The organism is Enterococcus sp. 9E7_DIV0242 (assembly GCF_002140975.2).
Lineage (GTDB): Bacteria > Bacillota > Bacilli > Lactobacillales > Enterococcaceae > Enterococcus_L > Enterococcus_L clewellii.
In genome coordinates this window covers 533,084-554,171 of the sequence record NZ_CP147247.1, presented here as the reverse complement: position 1 = coordinate 554,171, position 21,088 = coordinate 533,084, and the positions used below count along the sequence as shown (strand labels likewise).

Sequence of the window (21,088 nt, the reverse complement as noted above, 5' to 3'; positions counted from 1 at the left end):
AACAGTGTCAGTCAAAGACAGCCTTTTCTGGCTGCCGAAGGAAATCGATTATGTCTTGAGAAAAATTCGAGACAATCAACAAGAGTTTGAGGTGCTAGTACCTCCGGCAGCGAGCAAGAATCAACGCTATGAACCAGAAGAAAATACGGATTGGACAGCGAGCTTTTGGATCGGCATGCTATTTTTGTCAAAGGAATTAACGGGTTCAGCTGATTTTGACACAACGATCAATAGCCAAATGATTGTCTTTAACCAACGATTGGAGCAAGAAATAGAACTGGAAACACATGATATTGGGTTTCTTTATATCTTGTCCGCAATTGCAGATTATCGTGTGAATGGCAATGAAGCGTCAAAAAAAATGGCAGTTAAAGCCGCCGACCTTTTGATGAAGCGGTATTCTCCAAAAGCAAAAATTATTCAAGCGTGGGGGAATTTAGACGATCCGAATGAGCGGGGTAGAATGATCATTGATTGTTTAATGAATTTACCTCTGTTGTATTTTGCATCTGAAGTGACTGGCGATGAAAGCTATAAGAATGCAGCATATGCTCATGCTTTGCAAACGCAGAAGTACATTGTGCGACCAAACTATACAACCTACCATACGTATTTCTTTGACACAGAAACGGGAGAGGCCTTGGATGGAAAAACGGCACAAGGCTATTCTGATAGCTCGTGCTGGGCTCGAGGTCAAGCGTGGGGTATCTATGGGTTTACATTAAGCTATCTTTACACCGGAGATGCATCATTTCTTGTAACTGCGAAGCATTTGGCAGATTACTTTATCGATGAGCTGCCGGAGGATAAGGTTTGTTACTGGGATCTTGTATTCAATGATGGCAGTGGTGAAGAACGTGATAGCTCAGCTGCATCAATCGCTGTTTGTGGATTGTTGGAATTAGCCAAACAGTTGCCTCTTTCTGATGAAAAACAGGCGTACTATCAAGAGACAGCGCTTACTATCATGAAGTCATTGTCGGATCATTATACAACTCAAAATACACCCGATTCCAACGGCTTGCTGCTTCATGGTGTATACGATAAAAACTCAGACAAGGGTGTAGATGAGTGTATGATTTGGGGCGACTATTATTATGTAGAAGCTCTGACTAGATTGGCGATCAGCTGGTACAGCTATTGGTAGAAACTGGTCGGGAAAACATTGCTCTCAATGATTTAACCAACTTAAAGATAAAAAAATACTGGAGGTCTTAACATGAAATTATGGAAAAAAAGTCTTACTGCTGTTGCGTTATTAGGGTTAGTTGCTGGATTAACAGCCTGTGGAGGCGGTTCGGACGCAGAGAAAAGCAAGGAGTCTACTGCTGCTGATGGCGATGTCGAACTAAAGGTTACTACGTGGAATTATGATACGACACCTGAATTTGAAAAACTGTTCCGGGCGTTTGAAGAAGCCAATCCCGGTATCACAGTAACGCCTGTAGATATTGCTTCAGACGACTATGATACAAAGCTTACGACAATGTTATCTTCCGGAGATACAACGGATATTTTGACCATGAAGAATTTATTGTCTTATTCTAATTATGCCTTACGCGACCAGTTACTTGATCTGACTGATCATATCAAAGATATCGACATAGATCCGGCAGCGGCAAGCTATGAGATGTATGAAGTAGATGGCAAGACCTATGCGCAGCCATACCGTACAGACTTTTGGGTATTATACTACAATAAAAAAATGTTTGATGATGCAGGAATTGACTATCCCGATAACCTGACTTGGGACGAATATGAAGAAATTGCCAAAAAACTATCTAAGCCAGATGAGCAGGTCTACGGAGCTTATCAGCATACATGGCGTTCAACGATTCAAGCAATAGCTGCCGCACAAAATGATGGTGATTTGCTTGATCCAAGCTATGGATATATGACTGATTACTATGATCGTGCGTTACGTATGCAGGACGCAAAAGCGCAAATGGATTTTGGTACAGCCAAATCAACAAAGGTAACCTATCAATCGCAATTTGAAAATTCAAAAACAGCAATGATGTATATGGGCACTTGGTACATGGGTGGCTTGCTGACAAATAAGGACGAGGGCAAAACAGATGTAGAGTGGGGCATTGCTCAAATCCCTCAAAAAGAAGCTGGGAAAGCCATTGATACCTTTGGTTCTCCAACGGCCTTTGCAGTGAATAAAAACTCGAAACATCAGGATGCAGCTCAGAAGTTTCTGGATTTCTGTTCTGGAGAAGAAGGAGCAAAGGTTTTAGCAGAGGTTGGGGTTGTTCCATCATACAAAACAGAAGCTATCGACGATTTATACTTCTCTCGTGAAGGAATGCCATCAGATGACGTGTCCAAAACAGCCTTCACTCCGGAGAATGTTGCAATTGAATTCCCGGTGGATAAAAATGGACCAGCTATCGATAAAATCCTTCAAGAAGAACATGATTTGATTTTAGTCAATGATGAAACACCAAAAGAAGGAATCAAAAATATGGAAAAACGAGTAAAAACAGAAACTGAGTAAAAGAAAAGCGGTTCGACGAATGGACAGATGAGGGGAGTTTTCGCCACTATCAGAAGTCGAAGAAGCGAACCGCTGCTTTTTAAAAAGAAAGGGGGACCGCTGTCAGACAATAGAAATAGTTGAACTGTCTGATGGATATTTCTATGGAAATCACACCTAAAACAAAAGCGGCTGGACGACTGAAACGTAAAAATACGTTGATTGCCTGGTCATTTATTGCACCCAACTTTATTGGCTTCTTCCTATTTACACTGATCCCTGTTGCGTTTTCTCTAATTTTGGCTTTTATGAGTTGGGATTCCTTTTCAACTCCTGAATTTGTCGGGTTGAAAAATTTTACGAAAATGCTTGGTGATGAGACGTTTTGGATTTCATTGAAAAATACATTTCTATATACTATTGGCGTAGTTCCGCTGACACTCGTTGCTTCCTTGGGCTTAGCCATTCTGTTGAACCAAAAGATTCGTGGTATGAAAATCTTCAGAACGGCCTTTTTCTTCCCTTATGTTACGTCTCTTGTAGCAATAGCTGTTGTCTGGAATATGCTTTTCCACCCAACCATGGGACCGATCAATCAATTTTTACGTTACTTTATCGAGAATCCTCCCGGCTGGACTTCTAGCTCAGATTGGGCGCTGACAGCAATCGTGATCGTCAGTGTTTGGCGAGGAATGGGGTATTATATGATTTTATATCTAGCTGGGCTTCAAAGTATTCCGAAAGAACTTTACGAAGCAGCTTCAATGGATGGCGCGAATAAATGGAAACAATTTATGAATGTAACACTGCCGTCTTTACGTTCAACTACTTTCTTTGTAACAATCATGCTAGTTATCAATTGCTTCAAAATCTTTGATTTGGTACAGGTAATGACTGCCGGAGGACCGGGGAGAGCAACGAACGTGTTGGTCTACAATATCTACAATGAAGCCTTTGTGAAATTCAATTTTGGCTATGCTTCAGCTATTGCTATGGTATTGTTTGTCATTGTTTTATCTATTACGATCGTCCAATTCAAGTGGAATCAAGTAAGAGAACGGTAAGAAGGAGGTATGAACTATGGAAGCAACTGTACGAAAAACTGAAGAAAAAAAAGCGAAAGGACAGCTTGGGATCGGACGGATTTTATTAGTCGGCTTGCTGACTGTGCTAGCTTTGATCACACTGGTTCCATTTATCTGGATGCTGTCAGCTTCGTTTAAAACGAACAATGAAGTATTTACTATCCCAATCCAATGGGTTCCAAAAGAATGGCACCCTGAGAATTATTCAGTGATTTGGGAACGTATCCCACTTGTGACATTTTTCAAAAATACGGCCTTTTTAAGTATTATTATCACCCTGATCCAATTGCTGACATCTAGCTTTGCAGCATACGGCTTTTCAAAAATGCACTTTCGCGGTCGAGACACCTTGTTTTTAGCGTATATCGCAACGATTGCTGTTCCTTGGCAATCCTATATGATCCCGCAGTTTATCATGATGCGTCAGATTGGCCTGACCGACACAATCTGGTCTTTGGTCTTGCTTCAAGCATTCAGTGCATTCGGCGTGTTTCTGTTGAAGCAATATTACAGCAGTATTCCTGACGAACTATGTGAAAGCGCACGTATTGATGGCTTGACGGAGTGGGGGATTTATCGAAAAATTATTTTGCCTTTAACAAAGCCTGCATTGGCAAGCTTAACGATCATTACCTTTGTGAATACATGGAATGATTACATGGGACCGTTCATCTACTTGTCTTCTACAGAAAATAAGACGATTCAATTGGGTTTGAAAATGTTTGTCGGGTTGTTTGATGCAGAATATGCGTTGATCATGGCAGCCTCTGTTGTTTCGATTCTTCCAGTTGCATTCGTATTTCTAACTATGCAAAAATATTTTGTCGAAGGAATCGCAACCTCAGGTATGAAGGGCTAAAAGAAAGAAGGAGAGAGAAATGCTTCGAAAACAGACTTTTGATAACAACATATACATGAAGATGTTTCGATGGGCGTATATTTTCTTACTGAGTAGCATATGTTTTACGCTAGTAACAAGTCCGTTTTTTCTATCTGTCGTATTTTTAGCAGTGGATAGTCGCAATATCGTTCCATTTACTGTCAGTCTCTTATTTTTTGGACCGGCTATGGGTGCGCTGTTTTCTGTTATTGATCGATTTAAACAGGATCAGGATGTTTCACCGGTTCGTCAATTCTTGATAGGTTACCGACGTTTTGGAGTGCGAGGCTTGCTTATGTGGTTGCCCGGCTGGTTAGGAAGTATCATTGCTGTAGTGGACATTTTCTTTTTCTCAAAAGTAACAAATGGGCAATGGCTGATTCCGTTCTTTCTGCTTGTTGCAATAGTAGGAATTGCGTTGAGCATCAATTGTTGGTATTTTCAGGTAAAGAACCCGAGAGCATCGATCAAAGATGTAGTTCATCTTTCAATCTATTACGTTTTCAGAAAATGGTATATCAGCTTGTTGAATGTGTTATTATATCTGCTGCTTCCATTGTTGATGCTTTTGAAGCCTCAATTCGGGTTTCTGATTACTCCTTCATTATTAGCAGGTCTTATTTATTTAAATGCCAGTATCTTGCATAAAAATGGTGACTCATCCAGTGAGGTTACAGCGAAATAAACACTATTTAGCGTATATTAAAAATGCCTTCTTCGTATGAAGTGACATCAAAAATTAGATAAATCATCTAATCTTTGACAGTCCACTCAACTTAGAGGGCAATTTTTTATTATGTTATTGTTGATTATCGCTTCACTTGTCGCTAAACTGTCCTATTTAAATGGATGCTGTATGCTATACTTTTAATGAAACCAGTGAGTAAAGAAGTATGACACAAGGATTTTTGCGATAGAAGATAGTAACTCTGATATTCCGAAAAAAAAGCAAAAGTGAAAATGTTCTACCAATTATCTCCAAAACTTAGTGAATTCAGCTTTGTCAGTAATATTAAAATCAATCATTTTCTTCAATAACGCATAATCGATTGCCTGTGTCCATTTCACTCGGATAATGTTTTCTGTATGGTCATAGTTTGCATTTTCAATATCCGTTTTGAAATGATTTAAGGTCTTAACCTCCGGGGAAACAGAAAAATGTTTTTTTGAAACACTAAATCCAATGATAAAGGTCCCATGATCACTAAACATCGGTTGGTTCCATTTGATTACCGGAACCAATGTGGGATATTCTTCAATAATCCATGAGAGCAGCTCAGTCATTTTTTCTCGTTGCTCAGGATCGTTGATGCTGGTAAGGTATTCTTCGAAATGATTCATAGCTAAAACCCCTTTCATGAGTGGATTATAGCATAAGACGAAATTAGATAACATTAAAATCAATTATGACTCAGTCAGGAACGTATTCGTAGAAAAAATGGAGAGGAGGATGTTGTTTGCTACCAGATTATATAGCTGCTCATAAATCCACATCAAACCATAAAAATACACTGGAAAAGGATTCTACCTGTGGCTGTTTTCACTGTCTTAAAATAGTTCATCCACGTGAAATAACGCAGTGGATATCTGATAAAACAGGACCGGCACTCTGTCCGTTTTGTGGTATAGATGCAGTTCTTGGCGAAAGCTCTGGTTATCCAATTACCCAAAACCTCTTACAACAAATGGAAAAATACTGGTTTCATTAAAGGATGTCCGGAAAGCTAAGAGGGGTGTGCTCCGGTTCTGGTGATGTATAGGTCTTTAAGTAACATCTTTAGGAGGAGAAAAGTTGGGACTAGATAAATTAGTTGAAGACGAAGCATTTACATTTAAACAAGGCAAAGATAACAAGCTTCTTATTTTTTATTATAATAAGCAAATAATGATTGTTAAGGGAAAGAAAGCACAAAAATTAGTAGAAAAATTGCTCGTTGGTACAAATGAAGAAAACCAATTACTTTTAGCAAAAGTAACGGGAAATTTCAAACGAGGAAACGAGCGATTAGTGAATAAACAAAAATCATAGTAATAAGTAAGAGCAGTTGAATGAGCAGAATTGTTCAAAGCGAATCGGAAGAGGAGTTATTTCTCAAAAACAATTTCTTTAGTGTACTCTTCTTGATCGATACTATAGCTAAAAACCCCTTTGATTGTTCCCGTATCAAAAGGCACTTGAAACATATCTTCGGAGGTTTCTCCTGGCAGAAGATTTTGGGTCATAAAAATTGCACCGCGGCCCCCGACTTCTCCGATCCAGTTTGTTCCTTCTTTCTTAAAAAACGCTGTTTCAGATCTATTGATAGTCACTAATTTCTTTGAGTTGTTCGCGATTTTAAGCAGTTGTTTGTCTGGAACAAATTCAAATTCAACACCTGTATCTGGCTCAATATGATGACTGGTTGATGCGGTTACTGGTGTCTCCTTGTTTTCCGTAGTGTCGAAATTGGAACAACCTGATAGTAAGAGTAATAGGGTGACGCAGACTATAAATTGTTTCATGTGAATCCTCCTTTTTTATGCAACCTTTTCAGTTAACCATACCATTGATCTTCATTTCGGTAAATGTTATTTTCAAATGGATGAAAACGAATTCTCCTTTGGTTGCTTTGTGCTATAATTTTAGTAGTTAATAAAGGAGGTTGAAGAGATGAACAGTGATTTGACGGTGCAGTTAGGTGTTGCTCTAATAATGATAATTTTTGGGATTCAACTACTTAGGGGGAAATGGTTGATGTTAATAGCTGGCTATAACACAATGGGAGCTGAAAAGCGCCGCTCGGTAAATGGGGAAGCCCTTGGTCGTGCTGTAGGAATCCTCCTATTATATGTATCGCTCCTTAGTATTTTACTGATTTGGGTTCCGATAATCAATGATTTGTTCGGCTGGCTGATTATAATTCCAACAGGATTTTTGCTCGTTTACACAAACTTTTCACCAAGGTTTAAAAAGTAAAAGAGACTCAAAAATGAAAAGACAAACATAGAATACCTCGGTAAAAAAGGAGGCTAAAGAATGGAAGATCATGTTTTCGTTCGACCATTATATGAGTGGGAGAAAGAAGAGCAACTGACAAACTACTACACATTTCCAGTTATTTTATGGGGGAAGCAAACAATTTTTTCTGTTTCTCTGGAAAAACCGTTAGATACATTAGAACTACAAGAGAAACATTCCTTAGTAAAAATCGTCAGCAAAGAGATCGATTGGCTGGAAAATAACAAAGACAAAATTGTTACTGCTTTAATCACTGGAGGCATGCTTGACTTAGCAGAAGACTGGGCAAGCAGCGCTCAGGAAGTCGAAGGCAAGGAAGAATGCTATGAAATGGAGGATGGACAGCAGGTGCAACTGCCAATTAGTCCGCAAGACTTTTCCAATAGTTTGTTCTTTAATAGTCTTGGGATTGATTTTGAAGAAGACTTGTCGAAGTTTTCTTTATCTCTGTACGTTAATTGTCGTCCAGACTATTTTGCTTATCATTCGATTGAAGTATTCATTGAATCAAATCATGAGATTCGCGTGAATGGTTTGGCAGGGTAGTTTATCATAAATTGATGATAAAAATGCGACAGTAGTATAAGAAAAGGCAAAATTTCTATTTTTTAGTTGCCTATTACTAGTATTTCATTTATACAGGCTATAAAATGAAGGTAGAGTAAATACTGGAGGGATGCGTTATGAACAAGCGAAACAAAATTGATAAAATTCAACTTTTAAAGGCAGTAATAACAATCATATCCGGAATTTTATTACTGAAAGCTGTATTCAAAAAGAAAGCTTAGTGCTGTTGCAAAGCTAAGAAACGCAGTGGATTTTTCAAAAGAAAAGTCTACTGTTTTTTTATTTAAAGGAATAAGTGAACAATGGTCGGTTCAAAGGAGGCATTACTCAATGAGAGAAACAGAAAGAACAAACGCTGAAAAAGTAAAAGCGTATTTGTTGAAAAATCATCCAACAATTAAAATAGATAAGGTTATAGATCATAAAGAAATAGACAAAGTTGAAATCTGGGGAATGCTGTATAGTACTCATTTGCGTGGAGGAGATTTTGCTTCGTTCAAAAAATATTTTGAACATTATTAATAAGAGGAGATCTTAAAAATCGCGGTATTTTAATTGATAATAAAAAAGATGAGCGAGGAAATAGCCTCAGCTCATCTTTTCACTTTATTGAAAGAATGTATTTTTATCCTAGTCTTAACGAATACCCAATGCAATCCGTGCGTAACGAGACATTTTATCGGTTGTCCATGCTGTAAAATCAATCCATCCCAGTAATATCAACATTCTTCTACCGTTTCTATAGTGATTTCATCATATCATACTATAATTTTAACAGCAATATTTTCTGTGGACTACAGATAACAACAGTATTTTAACTTGGAATTTGTCAGTAAAAAAGAAGGCTACAGTTGCTATCTGCTTGCCTTCTTTTTTCATATATTATGATTGAGTGTAACTGTTCATTTCCAGTTGATCCAACAGTTCAAAGAGGTTGGCTTCACACCATCTATCAGTAACCTGTTGATATAAAATAAATGCTTTTCTTACTTTGCTGATAGGGATTCTGTAACACTGTACAATAATACCGTCATTACTGATCTGGACAAGTACATGGCTCTTGCTTAGTTCCAACATAGATACACGTATATTAGTGCTGCTGAGTGTTGCCACGTTCCTCAGATAGCCTTCAAACGGTTCATACTCAATTACCCATGCAAGTTGTTGCATAATTGACAGAATGGCTGTAACAGCCTCTGAAGGGAGTCTATGAGTTTCTTGAAACTGAACTTCACTAACAGCCTCTTTGTAGGGTTCAGAGATTGCTTCTGCAATGATATCTTCAATAGATAACTCTTGCTGCAAGTACTCTGCATTTACCTGTTGAATAATATGGAGCTGACTAATTAGCTGTAAGCCCAATTCAACTGGCATGAGTAACTGTCCTTCTGTTCCTGTGGTGATCTGTGGTGCGCTGGTGACGTTTGCTGTAGTATTCATCTGAATACCTCCTAAAAAATTTATTTTATTATCAGGAGAAATTCTGTTATAATAAACTTGTCTAGGGTTTATTGTAGCAGGTTTCAACCTGTAATAATCTAATTGAGTGGAGAGCTTTGAGCTTTCTGCTCTTTTTTTATGCAGATACTGCTGTGGACTGATTTACTAAAAATCGTAAATATGCTAAAATGTTTATGAATTAGATTAATTGTTGATTTTAGTATAATTCGTAAATTATCTATTGTCAATAGAAGAATAGAAAAAAAGCGTATTCAGGAGGACGAAATGGATTATAATAAATATAGAGAAGAAATAATGATTCTTCATGACAAGCTAAAGAGTACTAATAAAACTGAGTATATGATTGCTAATGGAAGAATGTGTGACATGTTAACCCAGAAGCTTCCTTCATTAAACCTTCATAACAGAATACTTCAACTAGCAAAAGAGCATGATACTACCATAGCTACAATTGAAAAGATATGTGGATTCGGTAACGGTACTATAGGACGGTGGAAAAACTCAATGCCTTCTATTGAGAAAATAATTAAAGTTGCTGATTTTTTTAATGTAGGAATAGATACTTTGATTGGACGGAATATAGATAATGCTAACAAAATTGATTATGTAAAGTTAGAAGATGTCTTATCTGAGAATACTACTTTAATTTTTGAAAGACCTAATGACTTAACTGGTGAAGGGAATTTTATGAAGCTAGGAAACCGTGAAAAATTACTTTTACTTGAAATAGCTAAGTACATTGATATGCCAGATGAAGGAGTAAAAGCAACCAGACATTGGATGAATGAAGTATCTGAGGAGCTAAAAGGTGATTAAGTTTTAGACATTTCTGTCTGTAAATCTGCAGGCGGACATTTTTGTCCAGAAGAAAAAGAGGACTGACAGCATCTCACTGTTAGCCCTCCTTAATTACGCTATAAAAAGATGTCCTCAATTTTGAGGCAACGTATCTATAATTGCTCTATCAATCAGTCATTATTTCTATAGTCTGAACAGCATGGAGCAGTAAATCTTTCCGTGTACTGAAAGCTTCCAATTCAGCCTCTAAGCAATCATTACTATAATACTGAACATTTACCAGATTAGCTGTTATCATGTTGCATACAAGCATCTGAGAGCCTTTTAAATTAACTGTAGTAACCTCTGTAAGTTGATCACTATAGAACAGGCTTTCTGAGTTTTTACAGTGCCTAGCTTCACCAGCTGTGATGTCTGCGTAACAATCCAATATCATTTTTACAGTGTTCATTGTTGTTTTTACATTTGTCATTTCTTTCTCCTCCTGTGGTCTGATTGTCAGCCACAGAGAAAACTGCTATAATAACTGTATTGAGTTGGTGCAGTTAACTCTGTAACCAGTTGTAAAGGTCAGTGCTCTAACACTGGCTTTTACTTTAATATTGAACAGGTATTAAACTTCCTGTCAAGGAGATGATTGAATGGAATTTTCTGAGAGACTGAAAGAACTAAGAAAAAAAATGAATTTAGGCAGATTGATATTGCTAAACATTTAGGTATTACAGATAGAGCAGTACGGTCTTATGAATCTGGACAGGCATACCCAACTGTAGAAGGATTAATAAGGTTAGCAACCCTATTCAACGTTCCTACAGATTATTTAGCAGGGCGTACAGATAAGCTCTCGGAAGCCTCTCAGAGCCTTTCTAAGACTGCTGAAACAATTAACACAGAAATGATTATGGAATACGTAAAGGACTTGTCATTTGATGAAACAGTGAAGCTTTATGAAGCAATTGGCAATGCTTTATCAAGGAAAACAGACAATATAACTCTTGATTCAAATATATTTTCCTCAGATGAAGATTCATTTGGGTATAGAGTAGAAGAAGTACATGAAGAAAAGAAAGATCAAGCATAATCAACATTTTAGTTCTGTTTATCACTGAATGCAGGTACTATTACAGCTGGAAAACAGAAATAGCATACCAGAATAAGCCAAAGTGATCTTCAGCAGATTACTTTAGCTTTTTTATTTTGCCTTTAAAAGCAGAAATATTTCCTACAGTTTGCTATAATCAAAAGTGAATAACAATAGAAAAGGGGTTAGACTGTGGAGCGTAAATTACAGGTATTCATTTCATCAACTTATACTGATTTGAAAAAAGAGAGACAGAAAGCTGTAGAAGCAATTTTATCATCTGGAGATATCCCAGCAGGAATGGAGCTTTTTCAGGCTGGTGATGACTCTCAAAAGGAATTAATTCAAGAATGGATTGAAGAGTCAGACGTATACATGCTGTTGTTGGGAGGCAGATATGGTTCTGTAGATGAGACTGGTCAAAGTTATACTGAGTGGGAGTATAGGCAAGCACAGAAACTAGGAAAACCAATGTTTGCACTAGTTCTTACAGATGAATATTTAAAAGCAAAGATTTCAGATCCAACTGATGAGGTTGATGGGCTTGAATATGAGCTTAATAATCAGAAATATAAAGATTTCAATGTTTATGCTAGTTTAAAAAGGGGCCACTTTTCATAGAAACGATGGTTGAAAAAGGGACCACTACTAACTCACAATAAGTAAAGAATCAATTTACTTATTGGAGGTCTTGGAGTGATAACTTTTATGGATAAATTAACAATCATTCGTCTGCTGGAAGGTGGCCGTTCTCAACGTTCTGTTGCGAAAAAACTGGGTCTCAATCGAAAAACTGTTGGTCGTTACTGGCGGCAGTATCAAGCAGCACAACGATCATTGGAACAAGATCCTGCCAATCCGATAAAAAAAGAGCAGTTAACGGCTCCACCAACTTATCAAACAGAGAATAGGCAACCTAGAAAATATACACCTGAAATCGACCAACGGGTCGAAGAAATTCTCGCATTTGATCAATTAAAAGCCAAACAGCTTGGTCCTCATAAACAACGATTGACCACTGTAGCGATTCACGAAATGTTGGTATCAGAAGGGTTTGATATTGGACAGAGTACATTACGTCCATATATTCGAGAAAAACTTCAAGCAAAAAAAGAGGCGTATATCAAGCAGCTTTACCCATTGGGTTATCGAACCGAGTTTGATTTTGGTGAAGTAAAATGTCTGATCAACCAACAAAAGAGAACATTGACGATCGCGGTATTCTCTTGCCCAGCTTCTGGTTACCGCTGGGGAAAGCTCTATGAATCTGCCAACCAACAGGTTTTCTTGGATGCCCATATTTGTTTCTTTGAACAGCTTCAGGGTGTTTACTCTACGGTTGTTTATGACAATATGCGAAACGTAGTGAAACGCTTTGTCGGCCGACATGAGAAGGAACTCAATGACGAGTTAGTGAAAATGGCTCTTTATTATCGCTTTGAGCCAGTGGTGACCAATCCCTTCAGCGGCCATGAAAAGGGACACGTAGAGAAAAGTGTGCAGGTTTTACGCCGAAAAGCGTTCACAAAACAGTATGAGTTTGAATCGATTGGACATGCCCAAAAACATTTAGATCAAGCTATACTTGAATTAAACTTAGACTCGACGATCGCTGTGGAACAGGCACAATTACAGCCGCTCCGAGGATTTTATGACTACGGTATCACTACAAAGCAAACCGTAGATAAATATAGTTTTGTCCATGTGAATGGCAACTACTATTCCGTTCCAGATTATCTGGTTGGTCAGAAAGTCATCGTGAAACGTTATCTCAATGAACTGAAAATTGTCGGTTCCAGCCAGATTATCGCGACACACCTTATTCAGAAGGGAGAAAAGCAATACTCGATCGATATTCGTCATTATTTAACGACTTTTTTACGGAAGCCTAAGTCATTGGAACACTCGCTTGTTTTGAAGAAGACACCTAAGTTGCGGCATTGTTTTCTTCAGTATTATCAAAAGACCCCGCGTAGATTTCTTCAATTTATTGAAAATCATTTAAGTATCTCTTTGGATCAATTGATCATCCAGTTAGAAGAAGAAGCGTTGAAAGACCATAAGGTCTCTAAAACACCACCTAGTCGAGCGGTAAATGAAGCGAGAAACCAACTGCAGGAATATAATCTGATCCACCAAGTGAGAAAGGCGGCCAATAAATGATCGAAGCATATGCCAAGCAATTAAAATTACCTTATCTGAAGAAAAACTATTCCACTTTACTCCAGCAAGCGATCGACCTGGATCAAAATTTTGAGGAGTTTCTTACACAGCTGCTTACGTTAGAGATTGAACAGCGGCAAAACAATCGGATTCAAACACTGATTCGTCAATCAAAATTGCCAAGTAAAGTGACGTTCGATGACTACATGGACAGTCATTTAGAAGTGAAAATGAAGAAACAAATCAAAGAGTTGAAAACATTACGATTCATCGATCAAAAAGAGAATCTTATTTTAATGGGCAATCCTGGCGTTGGGAAAACCCATTTAGCAACTGTTCTCGGAATGGAAGCCTGTCTTTCCGGAAAAAGTGTCCTCTTTACGAATATCCCTAACTTGGTCATCGAACTAAAAGAATCCATGAGTGCGAACCAGTTGAATTTTTATAAGCGCCGGTTTGGCAAATACGACTTAGTTATTCTAGATGAATTAGGTTATGTGTCATTTGATCAAATAGGAAGCGAGATTCTCTTTAATCTTCTCTCGAATCGAACGACTGCCGGCTCGATGATCATCACGACGAACCTGTCCTTCGATCGCTGGGAAGAAACCTTTAAAGATCCAATGCTTACAGCAGCAATGGTGGACCGTTTGGCCCATCGGGCTCATGTGTTGGATCTCAGTGGTCCATCTTTTCGTGTAGAAGATACAAAGAAATGGCTAAACTAATTTTTGGCCCCTTTTTGAATCATCCAGTGGCCCCTTTTTCAGTTGCGTTTAACATTCAAAAGTGATGTGAAAGACCAAATAGTAAAAAATATTGATAATCTTGATCAAATTGAAGGTGCAATTTTAGGTGCAATGAACAGAATCAACAAAAAGTATGAGGATACTCTAAAAGGGTGGGTTAGTGCAGAGTTTCTTGATCAGTTGGAGAAGTTGAGAGAAGAAAATACTGAGTTATCCAAGAAAGCACTGGCTAAAACTGAAGAGGCTGCTGAGCTGAAAGAAGCTGCCAGTATTATTGAAACAGAGAAAATTGGTTCTTATAATATTAATGCTCTCGTAAAACTATTGAATAAGATAAATGTTAATGGAGAAACAAGTTTGAAAGAAGTCATGTTAACTAAAGGTCATATTCTGGTTGAGCCAAAAGCATACAAAAATATAAATGATACTCTTCTTAAAGAGGCAATTCCTAAATTAATACAATATAGAATTGTTGAGTCAGAAGAGGTTGAGATTTTTGACTTTAAGGGTGAGTATGAAGATACTGTTAACGGATACGTGCTAAGTAATGGGGGAGTTGAATTACTTACTCATCTAGAGTATATAAGTATTCTTGAAGAAGAAGAAGTTAATAATGCATAAAAGAAGAGGGAGAGCAGCTGATCACTGTTCTTCCTCATTTTTATTATACTTCCATTTTTCGTCTGCTTTTCAGCTCATTCAGTTGTGTTTCTGACTGTTCAATAATATGGTCAAGATCACAATGAAAAGCTTTGAATATCTTTGAATAAGCATAATATTCATTTGCTAATTTCTGTTTGTTAACTGGACGTGATTCATCACTGAAATAATTCTCAATTAACTTAAGTGGTGCAGTCCATGATTTCAGTTGAGTCAACAGATCAACTAAAGAGTGGATATCCTGCTGTGATACACTTTTTATTGGCTGCTCATTCTTTGTTTTCAGAAGTATTCCTCCTTTCACACTTTTTGAAAATGTCTTTCTTGAATTATACAATATTTAAAGTTGTTTAACAATGCAATTACTATTTTATAAGATGTATATTCTTGGTTTTCATGATGTAGAATAGTGTAGTAAAGGAGGAATGCTCATGCTTGATTTTGAAACATTTTTATCAGATAGACTGAATTACTTTAGAAATAAGAAAAATGTCAGTGCTAGAGAAATGAGTATTGCCATTGGTCAGAATGAAAATTATATCAATTCTATAGAAAACAAACGTTCCATGCCATCAATCCAAATGCTGTATACTATTTGTGATTACTTAGATATTTCAGTTAGTGAATTTCTATATGAAAGTTCTGATCAACAACAACTTTTAGCGGATATTAATATGAATTTGACAGAGTTAGATAATGAGACCTTGGAACATGTGTTGTGGTTGCTAAAAAGCTTAAATAATAGTTAGATAGATCAGCAGCTTAACTCAGTCTCTTCCAGAACACATACAGTTTTACGGTACAACAACAGAACCAGCACAACAGAATAGTACAGAATAAGCCAGATGGATTCTCTGCAGAGTCCTCTGGCTTTTTTGCTGTGTTTCAGCAGTGATATGAGATGTTCCCAAAAATGGCGCATCTTTTTTTCTTTCAAAATGCCTCAATCAGTAACCAAATTTCGTCTTTAAGAATGTGAGGCAGAAAAATCTGCTTGTTGTCCCAACCTGAGCATAATAACGAAATTATAAAAGTAGGAAAGTAAATTTTTTTCTATAAGTTGTCTCAAAATACAGGAGTATTTGCCTATGTATACGTGTGGAGCTGAAAAATACTTTTATAATCTGTCCCAATCTGTTGTGCAAATGGACTAAGGAAAAGTATAGGAGCTGAAAAAGATTTCCTGAAAAGTGTCCCATATGAGCAGTGAAATACGTCTTAAAGTGTAGGAGATGTAAAAAAAAATTTCATTTAGTTGTCTCAATGAGGGTCTAAATCTTGTCTTTAGTAGTGAAAGGAGAAAACTGTTCAAATCAGTGTCCCGTTTTTCAGTTGTTATTACGTAAGGAAAGATAGGGGACAGAAAAATATTTTCTTTATGTGTCCCAACTGGTGACTATTTACGAACTTGTATATGTGTAAGGCAAAAAATAGTAGAAAGGATCATGCTTATCAAAACAGAAATTTTAAGTTATCAGAATTTGCAGCAAGTTAACATTACCACAGGAGAAATTACAGAAAGGGAGTGTCTCACTACAGATATCACAACAATACTAGATGAAACAATAGCTGAAGTTGGTGGCAGAAATTATGTTGTCCTTTTAGCTCACTGTGCATCCAGTGTAACAGCAGGAGAACCGCCTTCAGTCTCTCAAATTGCTAAATTAACTGGATACACTTTACCAACAGTTAGGAAGGCGTACAGAGAATTAAAACAGAAGAAAATACTTTTATAAAGGCTTACGCCTTGTTGTCAGCTTTTCAAGCTTCCAACTCAGCAAGATTAAACAGCAAATATTTCTTTAAACAGGTAACAGTCTATACAGATTATATTCACTGTTTAATCTTTTCAGTATTATTGCAGTTCATATTTTCTGTTATGACAAGGCAAGTTTACTTGCCGTAGTCCCAACGTAGTTGGCAATCAATCAGCAGTAACTTAACAAGTTAACAGTGATTGCAGTATATCAGCTGTTTTTCTCTTTCATCTACTAGTGTGTAATTTGTGGTGATTGGTAAGCCAGAAAATGAACTTTTTTATTAAAAAACTGCGAAAAAAAATTAAATGCTTACACATAAAGGATACCAGCGTTTTAAATAACGTAATTATTTTTCTGTGAAAGCTTACCATTGAAAGGAGGAGAATGAGGATAAAGGAATGCAATAACAATTACACGGTAGCAGGCATTCTATATTCTGTTGAGCATGCTGATGAGTTCCGACAAGATAGAGAACCCTCATGCACAGATAGTTTAATTTCAATTGTTGATGCAACGCTTTGTATAGAACAGGCAAAATTATCTATCAAACAACAGGAGGCGTTGCTGTTAGTCTACAAGTACGGATTTTCAACACATGAAGCAGCAAGAATCCTAAGTATTAGTCATGTTGGGGTAATTGACAGATGCAATACTGCAAAAAGAAAGATTCAACAAGTGTTAAATAGTTGGTATAAACAAGAAGGAGAGAACAATATTAATTGACAAAATTCCAGTCACACCATTACAAACTGCATGAAATTATTGCAGCAATCTCAAATGAATCAGCGTACAGGTACAAGGCAGAAAAAGGGCAATATGAGTATATTGATATTCTTATTGATGCAGAAAGGGCTGTAAAACTGGCAAATCTGACGGAACATCAGAAAAAAATTGTCACACTACATTGGGAAAAAGGCTTAAATCTCAGTCAAACTGCTTCTGTTTTAGGGGTTACTGTTCAGGCAGTATTAGGAGCCGTGAATGCGGTGAAAAAGAAGCTTCAACGTGTATTAAACAAGTGGAATAAAAAGACAGAAAGGATAGATGATAATATGACAAGCACACAGGAGAAATCAATTAAGTGATTCTAACAGCAACACAGACATTGGAGCAGTTTCAGCAGATGAACAGCACAGAAGCTCAGGGCTTCCTTTTGAAAGCATATAGTCAGGGAGCATTAGCAAAATTGGATATAGAAGATATTGGCACAGCGGAAGACAGGAAAGCAGAGATAGAGTCAGTCACAGAGCTATTTTTTAGTCAATATAGCAAATTCCCTACTCATGGAGTTTTAGACTGCATGGCAAATTATATCCTTGCTGACTACATTAAGAAGAAATACAAGAAAAAAGATGAGCCACTGCAGTTCCTTACACCAACACAAGAGAAGGCACGCCAAAAAAGAGAATTGACAGGGTTGGATGAAGATACTATGAGCTATTTTGCAATAAAAGAGAAATTAAATATTCCTAAAGAAAGAGTCACGCAAGAGAAATCAGAATAACTATGAATCAGTCAGAGCTATCAAAATGGTGCTCTGGCTTTTTACTTTGTTCAAATTATGTAAAATTATCTAACTTTTTTTTGTTAATACCCTTAAAAATCTTGTTCTAGTTACCTATATAGATAGGGAAATAATAGGTAAATTTACTTAACCTGATTTACCTAAGTAATTTAGAAGGGAGGAAATGAAATGGCAACATCATTTATTAGAATGACGGACAAGGAACTTACAGCAAAGGTAGTTCAGAGAGTGGGGACTGAGTTTTATGTTATGCAGTGGTTTTTAATTAAAGGGCTCTATCCATGTGTTAGCAAGAGTCAATACTGCCGTGTTGTAGGACTGAATTATAAAAGTTTTTGCAGCTAGCTAAAAAAACATGAAGAAAGCAAAGTAGAAAAGGAGAATGTTTAATGCAACAAAACAATGAAAAAAAATTAACGGCAGTACAGAAAATGGCAATGGGGCTTGCAGATCAAAATGAGCAACTACCTGAATATAAAAGAATGGATGCCAAAGAGGTTGATCATGTCAAAGAAGGAAATGAACGACAAGAGGGATGGAATGCTTTTCACCAAAGACAAAGGAAAAAATTCTCTCAGTCTAAAGAACTTACTGCTATGCCTTATGCTGACGGAGTAGAAGCACTTAAGTCTGGTAAATACAATTTAGTGGATACGCAGGATTTAAAAACATTTCTGAGTCATGCAGAATCATTTAACTCAAGAGAAGGTGTTAAGTTTGCAAAATATAAACATCAGACAGATCACGCATATGACAATTGGAAAGATTGTTTAAACAATATAAAGGAAATTAAAGAGGTGCAGGACTGGCTAACAAATAACCCCTATGCCACTGTAGATCAAGCAATAGAACAGTTTCCAGATACAGAAGGCATTCCTGAGGCTACAGAAGAAAATGAGTAATAAAGATTATTTCAGGATTACTGATCCAGAAAAGTTTTTAGCTTCTTATTTGTTAAAAGAAATCAAACAGTCACCAGAAAGGATTCTACAGCAGATAGAAAAAGAGGTTCATTTAGTAAATACTGATTTCTGGATGATCCGCATTGATGAAAAACTGGAGCTTTTGAAAGCATATGATCAACTGACAGAAGCAGTCAAGGGAGATAAGGAAGAAAAAGAAGAGGAGGATGCAGAGGATGACATTGAAGTTTCAGAACAACCTGAATTATGATGTGAATGAGATTAAGATTGAAAGCAAACAGGCAGCTGTGGCAGCCTTAGCTGCTCTTGATCAGTTTACTGCTAAATATGAGGTAAGGCTTGAGGAGTTGAGAACAGAGCTGGCTGATGCTGAGGAAATTCAAGTAAACTCACTGGATAAGGTTACTAATTTAGAAGAGATTTCTGCAATGGTTAACTTCAAGAAGGACACCAGAAAGCCTGCAACAATTAAAGAAGAGATCCAGTTGATTAAGGATTTAAGAAAGAATGAGTCAGTACCATTATTTGAAGCTGCTCATATGGCAATTTACAGGCTATACAATGATTGTGTGAGCTACTTTGAGCCATACAAAGAACATGTCAGTCTGATAACTTGGGAAGCAACTTATACTGTTGTTGGGCATTTGAACATTGAAGTAGACCAGTTAAGTGCACAATATGAAAAGTATGCTGGAGACTGCTGTTTCTATGAGGGGGCTGAACACAGAAAGGCTCCAGACGGCAACTTTATTAGAAGAGTCAATTTTGCAAGAATTAGGATGACAAAACCAACTGCAGGAGAGAAAGCAGAATTTAATCATCTGTTATTCCAGTAAGAGAGGGGAAAACAATGGCTGAAGTATTACAGGAAATGGCAGCAGGGCTGGAAAAGGTCTCTGCTGTCCATCAAGAAGTTAGGCAGTCAAAGCAAGCTGAATTGCAGAAGCTTAAGCAACAGCCTAAAAAGTATGTTTCCAGTCTTTCAGAGCATAGCCTGACGGTTACTGAAATCAAAGTAGGTCTAATGGAGTATAAAGAGGAGCTAGAGAGACAGTTACAACAGCATATGATTTACAGGTATCAGTCTGGTTTTGCTTCTAGTCAGATTACAAAGGCTCAGAAAGGTTTGCAGTATATTGAAGAAGCTGAACAATTACTTTCTGATAAACAACAGAAGTCTGTGGAGTTTTTGTCTGAAATTAGAGCAATTACAGGAGTTGAAGATGGATGACTATAAAAAGATATAAAGCTGATCATCTGTCAGATACCCAGTTAGAGTGTATTGAGTTGCTTCTATATAAAGATATTGTTGGAATGACTCATGAAGAAATTGCTGAGCAGTTAGGTATCAACGCTAAAACTATTTACATGTGGAAGCGTGAAGAGCTGTTTCAGAAGAAATTAACTGAGAGAGCTGTAGAAGAAATGGATACTCTGGCTCCAGATTTATTCATCTGGATGCAAAAGGTTATGAGTCCTACATCTAAGTATAAAGAGAGTACACAGGTAAAGACTGCAGAATTAATTATGAAGAAGCTAGGCATACTTAAGCAGGTTTCTGAGGTTGAGACTACTGCCACAATCATGGATAACAGGAAGCAAACTGTTGAGGAACTGATGAAGAGCTATGGCATAAAGAGGGACTGATAAAAGTAAGGGGCTTACCCAGTAACAATAGGGGAGTCTCTTTTTGTTACCCCTCTGATTTAAACAGGGGCTACTTAGAAACACTGTGGTTTCAGGGTTCAATCAGAATCTATCTTGCAGATAGCTGTTGCTGAGTTAACAGTAATTATCCCTGAACGCTGCTGTCTGTGTAAGGAGAAAAAGTAAATAGGTTGTATGAATCAGATCTGTTATTTAACAGCTGCAACTTTATTCATACTGCAAATATACAGTGAATGTATAAACGCTGTAATAACAATGTTTTCATGGAGTGTATAAAACAGGGTGTTT

Annotated in this window: 32 protein-coding genes and 1 pseudogene; 28 read left to right on the top strand and 5 right to left on the bottom strand. The window is 37.2% G+C overall.

Features of this window, described 5'->3' with window-relative positions:
* Positions 1–4 precede the first annotated feature (4 nt).
* The 5 genes from A5888_RS02715 to A5888_RS02695 all read left to right on the top strand — a co-directional run bounded on the left by A5888_RS02715 (position 5) and on the right by A5888_RS02695 (position 5,132).
* A complete protein-coding gene (locus A5888_RS02715) occupies positions 5–1,147 on the top strand; it encodes a glycoside hydrolase family 88 protein (protein ID WP_422389743.1) in 1,143 nt (380 codons plus the stop codon).
* A gap of 72 nt (positions 1,148–1,219) precedes the next feature.
* Positions 1,220–2,503, top strand: a complete 1,284-nt coding sequence (locus A5888_RS02710) for an ABC transporter substrate-binding protein (protein ID WP_086347712.1) — start codon at positions 1,220–1,222, stop codon at positions 2,501–2,503.
* 143 nt (positions 2,504–2,646) lie between these two features.
* Positions 2,647–3,546, top strand: a complete 900-nt coding sequence (locus A5888_RS02705; protein WP_086348333.1) for a carbohydrate ABC transporter permease — start codon at positions 2,647–2,649, stop codon at positions 3,544–3,546.
* A 16-nt stretch (positions 3,547–3,562) separates the two neighbouring features.
* On the top strand, positions 3,563–4,426 hold the full coding sequence (locus A5888_RS02700) for a carbohydrate ABC transporter permease (protein WP_086347711.1): 864 nt from the start codon (positions 3,563–3,565) through the stop codon (positions 4,424–4,426).
* A gap of 19 nt (positions 4,427–4,445) precedes the next feature.
* Positions 4,446–5,132: a DUF624 domain-containing protein gene (locus A5888_RS02695; RefSeq protein WP_086347710.1), complete on the top strand. Its 687-nt coding sequence runs from the start codon at positions 4,446–4,448 to the stop codon at positions 5,130–5,132.
* 287 nt (positions 5,133–5,419) lie between these two features.
* Here A5888_RS02695 and A5888_RS02690 read toward each other — a convergent pair whose 3' ends face one another.
* Positions 5,420–5,788, bottom strand: coding sequence for an iron chaperone (locus A5888_RS02690; protein ID WP_086347709.1), 369 nt, complete (start codon positions 5,786–5,788; stop codon positions 5,420–5,422).
* 116 nt (positions 5,789–5,904) lie between these two features.
* Here A5888_RS02690 and A5888_RS02685 point away from each other — a divergent pair, with 116 nt between their 5' ends.
* Positions 5,905–6,156 carry a cytoplasmic protein gene (locus A5888_RS02685; RefSeq protein ID WP_086347708.1) on the top strand — a complete coding sequence of 84 codons (252 nt, stop codon included), beginning with the start codon at positions 5,905–5,907 and terminating at the stop codon, positions 6,154–6,156.
* A gap of 83 nt (positions 6,157–6,239) precedes the next feature.
* Positions 6,240–6,476, top strand: coding sequence for a hypothetical protein (locus tag A5888_RS02680; RefSeq protein WP_339101897.1), 237 nt, complete (start codon positions 6,240–6,242; stop codon positions 6,474–6,476).
* 56 nt (positions 6,477–6,532) lie between these two features.
* On the opposite strand, the gene A5888_RS02675 is transcribed toward A5888_RS02680, so the two are convergent.
* Complete coding sequence (locus A5888_RS02675) at positions 6,533–6,949, bottom strand: hypothetical protein (protein WP_086347706.1); 417 nt, start codon at positions 6,947–6,949, stop codon at positions 6,533–6,535.
* 148 nt (positions 6,950–7,097) lie between these two features.
* Here A5888_RS02675 and A5888_RS02670 point away from each other — a divergent pair, with 148 nt between their 5' ends.
* From A5888_RS02670 to A5888_RS02660, 3 genes are all read left to right on the top strand, one after another.
* Positions 7,098–7,403 (top strand): DUF3784 domain-containing protein, encoded by a 306-nt coding sequence (locus tag A5888_RS02670; RefSeq protein ID WP_086347705.1) that lies wholly within the window; start codon positions 7,098–7,100, stop codon positions 7,401–7,403.
* A 60-nt stretch (positions 7,404–7,463) separates the two neighbouring features.
* Positions 7,464–7,991: a DUF2262 domain-containing protein gene (locus tag A5888_RS02665; RefSeq protein WP_086347704.1), complete on the top strand. Its 528-nt coding sequence runs from the start codon at positions 7,464–7,466 to the stop codon at positions 7,989–7,991.
* Positions 7,992–8,342: 351 nt separating this feature from the next.
* Complete coding sequence (locus A5888_RS02660; RefSeq protein ID WP_339101896.1) at positions 8,343–8,534, top strand: hypothetical protein; 192 nt, start codon at positions 8,343–8,345, stop codon at positions 8,532–8,534.
* A 360-nt stretch (positions 8,535–8,894) separates the two neighbouring features.
* Here A5888_RS02660 and A5888_RS02655 read toward each other — a convergent pair whose 3' ends face one another.
* Positions 8,895–9,452 (bottom strand): hypothetical protein, encoded by a 558-nt coding sequence (locus tag A5888_RS02655; protein ID WP_339101895.1) that lies wholly within the window; start codon positions 9,450–9,452, stop codon positions 8,895–8,897.
* 285 nt (positions 9,453–9,737) lie between these two features.
* Here A5888_RS02655 and A5888_RS02650 point away from each other — a divergent pair, with 285 nt between their 5' ends.
* Positions 9,738–10,289, top strand: a complete 552-nt coding sequence (locus A5888_RS02650) for a helix-turn-helix transcriptional regulator (RefSeq protein ID WP_339101894.1) — start codon at positions 9,738–9,740, stop codon at positions 10,287–10,289.
* A 148-nt stretch (positions 10,290–10,437) separates the two neighbouring features.
* Here the strand turns inward: A5888_RS02650 and A5888_RS02645 are convergent, their stop codons facing one another.
* Positions 10,438–10,743 carry a hypothetical protein gene (locus A5888_RS02645; RefSeq protein ID WP_086347702.1) on the bottom strand — a complete coding sequence of 102 codons (306 nt, stop codon included), beginning with the start codon at positions 10,741–10,743 and terminating at the stop codon, positions 10,438–10,440.
* A gap of 222 nt (positions 10,744–10,965) precedes the next feature.
* Here A5888_RS02645 and A5888_RS21465 point away from each other — a divergent pair.
* From A5888_RS21465 to A5888_RS02620, 6 genes and pseudogenes are all read left to right on the top strand, one after another.
* Positions 10,966–11,034 (top strand): annotated as a pseudogene (locus A5888_RS21465) (hypothetical protein); the annotation flags it as partial.
* Positions 11,035–11,172: 138 nt separating this feature from the next.
* Entirely contained in the window at positions 11,173–11,352 is a 180-nt protein-coding gene (locus A5888_RS02640; RefSeq protein ID WP_249274400.1) for a hypothetical protein, read from the top strand.
* A gap of 192 nt (positions 11,353–11,544) precedes the next feature.
* Positions 11,545–11,973: a DUF4062 domain-containing protein gene (locus tag A5888_RS02635; RefSeq protein WP_086347701.1), complete on the top strand. Its 429-nt coding sequence runs from the start codon at positions 11,545–11,547 to the stop codon at positions 11,971–11,973.
* A gap of 87 nt (positions 11,974–12,060) precedes the next feature.
* Complete coding sequence (istA, locus tag A5888_RS02630) at positions 12,061–13,515, top strand: IS21 family transposase (protein WP_339101893.1); 1,455 nt, start codon at positions 12,061–12,063, stop codon at positions 13,513–13,515.
* Entirely contained in the window at positions 13,512–14,243 is a 732-nt protein-coding gene (gene istB, locus A5888_RS02625; RefSeq protein WP_086347227.1) for an IS21-like element helper ATPase IstB, read from the top strand. Before istA ends, istB begins: the two co-directional genes overlap by 4 nt.
* Positions 14,244–14,285: 42 nt before the next feature.
* Entirely contained in the window at positions 14,286–14,885 is a 600-nt protein-coding gene (locus tag A5888_RS02620) for a hypothetical protein (RefSeq protein ID WP_339101892.1), read from the top strand.
* Positions 14,886–14,928: 43 nt separating this feature from the next.
* Here the strand turns inward: A5888_RS02620 and A5888_RS02615 are convergent, their stop codons facing one another.
* Complete coding sequence (locus A5888_RS02615; RefSeq protein WP_339101891.1) at positions 14,929–15,228, bottom strand: hypothetical protein; 300 nt, start codon at positions 15,226–15,228, stop codon at positions 14,929–14,931.
* Between the two features lie 127 nt (positions 15,229–15,355).
* On the opposite strand from A5888_RS02615, the gene A5888_RS02610 reads away from it, so the two are divergent.
* From A5888_RS02610 to A5888_RS02560, 11 genes are all read left to right on the top strand, one after another.
* Positions 15,356–15,673, top strand: coding sequence for a helix-turn-helix transcriptional regulator (locus A5888_RS02610; protein WP_339101890.1), 318 nt, complete (start codon positions 15,356–15,358; stop codon positions 15,671–15,673).
* Between the two features lie 696 nt (positions 15,674–16,369).
* On the top strand, positions 16,370–16,660 hold the full coding sequence (locus tag A5888_RS02605) for a hypothetical protein (protein WP_086347700.1): 291 nt from the start codon (positions 16,370–16,372) through the stop codon (positions 16,658–16,660).
* 408 nt (positions 16,661–17,068) lie between these two features.
* Positions 17,069–17,407: a hypothetical protein gene (locus tag A5888_RS02600; protein ID WP_086347699.1), complete on the top strand. Its 339-nt coding sequence runs from the start codon at positions 17,069–17,071 to the stop codon at positions 17,405–17,407.
* The gene (locus A5888_RS02595) at positions 17,404–17,769 is read left to right on the top strand and encodes a sigma factor-like helix-turn-helix DNA-binding protein (protein ID WP_086347698.1); all 366 of its coding nucleotides are present in this window, start codon (positions 17,404–17,406) and stop codon (positions 17,767–17,769) included. Before A5888_RS02600 ends, A5888_RS02595 begins: the two co-directional genes overlap by 4 nt.
* Positions 17,766–18,188 carry a hypothetical protein gene (locus A5888_RS02590; RefSeq protein WP_086347697.1) on the top strand — a complete coding sequence of 141 codons (423 nt, stop codon included), beginning with the start codon at positions 17,766–17,768 and terminating at the stop codon, positions 18,186–18,188. Before A5888_RS02595 ends, A5888_RS02590 begins: the two co-directional genes overlap by 4 nt.
* Before the next feature lie 189 nt (positions 18,189–18,377).
* Positions 18,378–18,554, top strand: coding sequence for a hypothetical protein (locus A5888_RS02585; RefSeq protein ID WP_339101889.1), 177 nt, complete (start codon positions 18,378–18,380; stop codon positions 18,552–18,554).
* Positions 18,555–18,598: 44 nt separating this feature from the next.
* The gene (locus A5888_RS02580) at positions 18,599–19,111 is read left to right on the top strand and encodes a hypothetical protein (protein WP_086347696.1); all 513 of its coding nucleotides are present in this window, start codon (positions 18,599–18,601) and stop codon (positions 19,109–19,111) included.
* A complete protein-coding gene (locus A5888_RS02575; RefSeq protein WP_086347695.1) occupies positions 19,104–19,382 on the top strand; it encodes a hypothetical protein in 279 nt (92 codons plus the stop codon). Before A5888_RS02580 ends, A5888_RS02575 begins: the two co-directional genes overlap by 8 nt.
* Positions 19,348–19,968, top strand: a complete 621-nt coding sequence (locus A5888_RS02570) for a hypothetical protein (RefSeq protein ID WP_086347694.1) — start codon at positions 19,348–19,350, stop codon at positions 19,966–19,968. Before A5888_RS02575 ends, A5888_RS02570 begins: the two co-directional genes overlap by 35 nt.
* Positions 19,969–19,982: 14 nt before the next feature.
* Positions 19,983–20,363 (top strand): hypothetical protein, encoded by a 381-nt coding sequence (locus A5888_RS02565; RefSeq protein WP_086347693.1) that lies wholly within the window; start codon positions 19,983–19,985, stop codon positions 20,361–20,363.
* The gene (locus A5888_RS02560) at positions 20,360–20,779 is read left to right on the top strand and encodes a phBC6A51 family helix-turn-helix protein (RefSeq protein ID WP_086347692.1); all 420 of its coding nucleotides are present in this window, start codon (positions 20,360–20,362) and stop codon (positions 20,777–20,779) included. Before A5888_RS02565 ends, A5888_RS02560 begins: the two co-directional genes overlap by 4 nt.
* Positions 20,780–21,088: the final 309 nt, after the last annotated feature.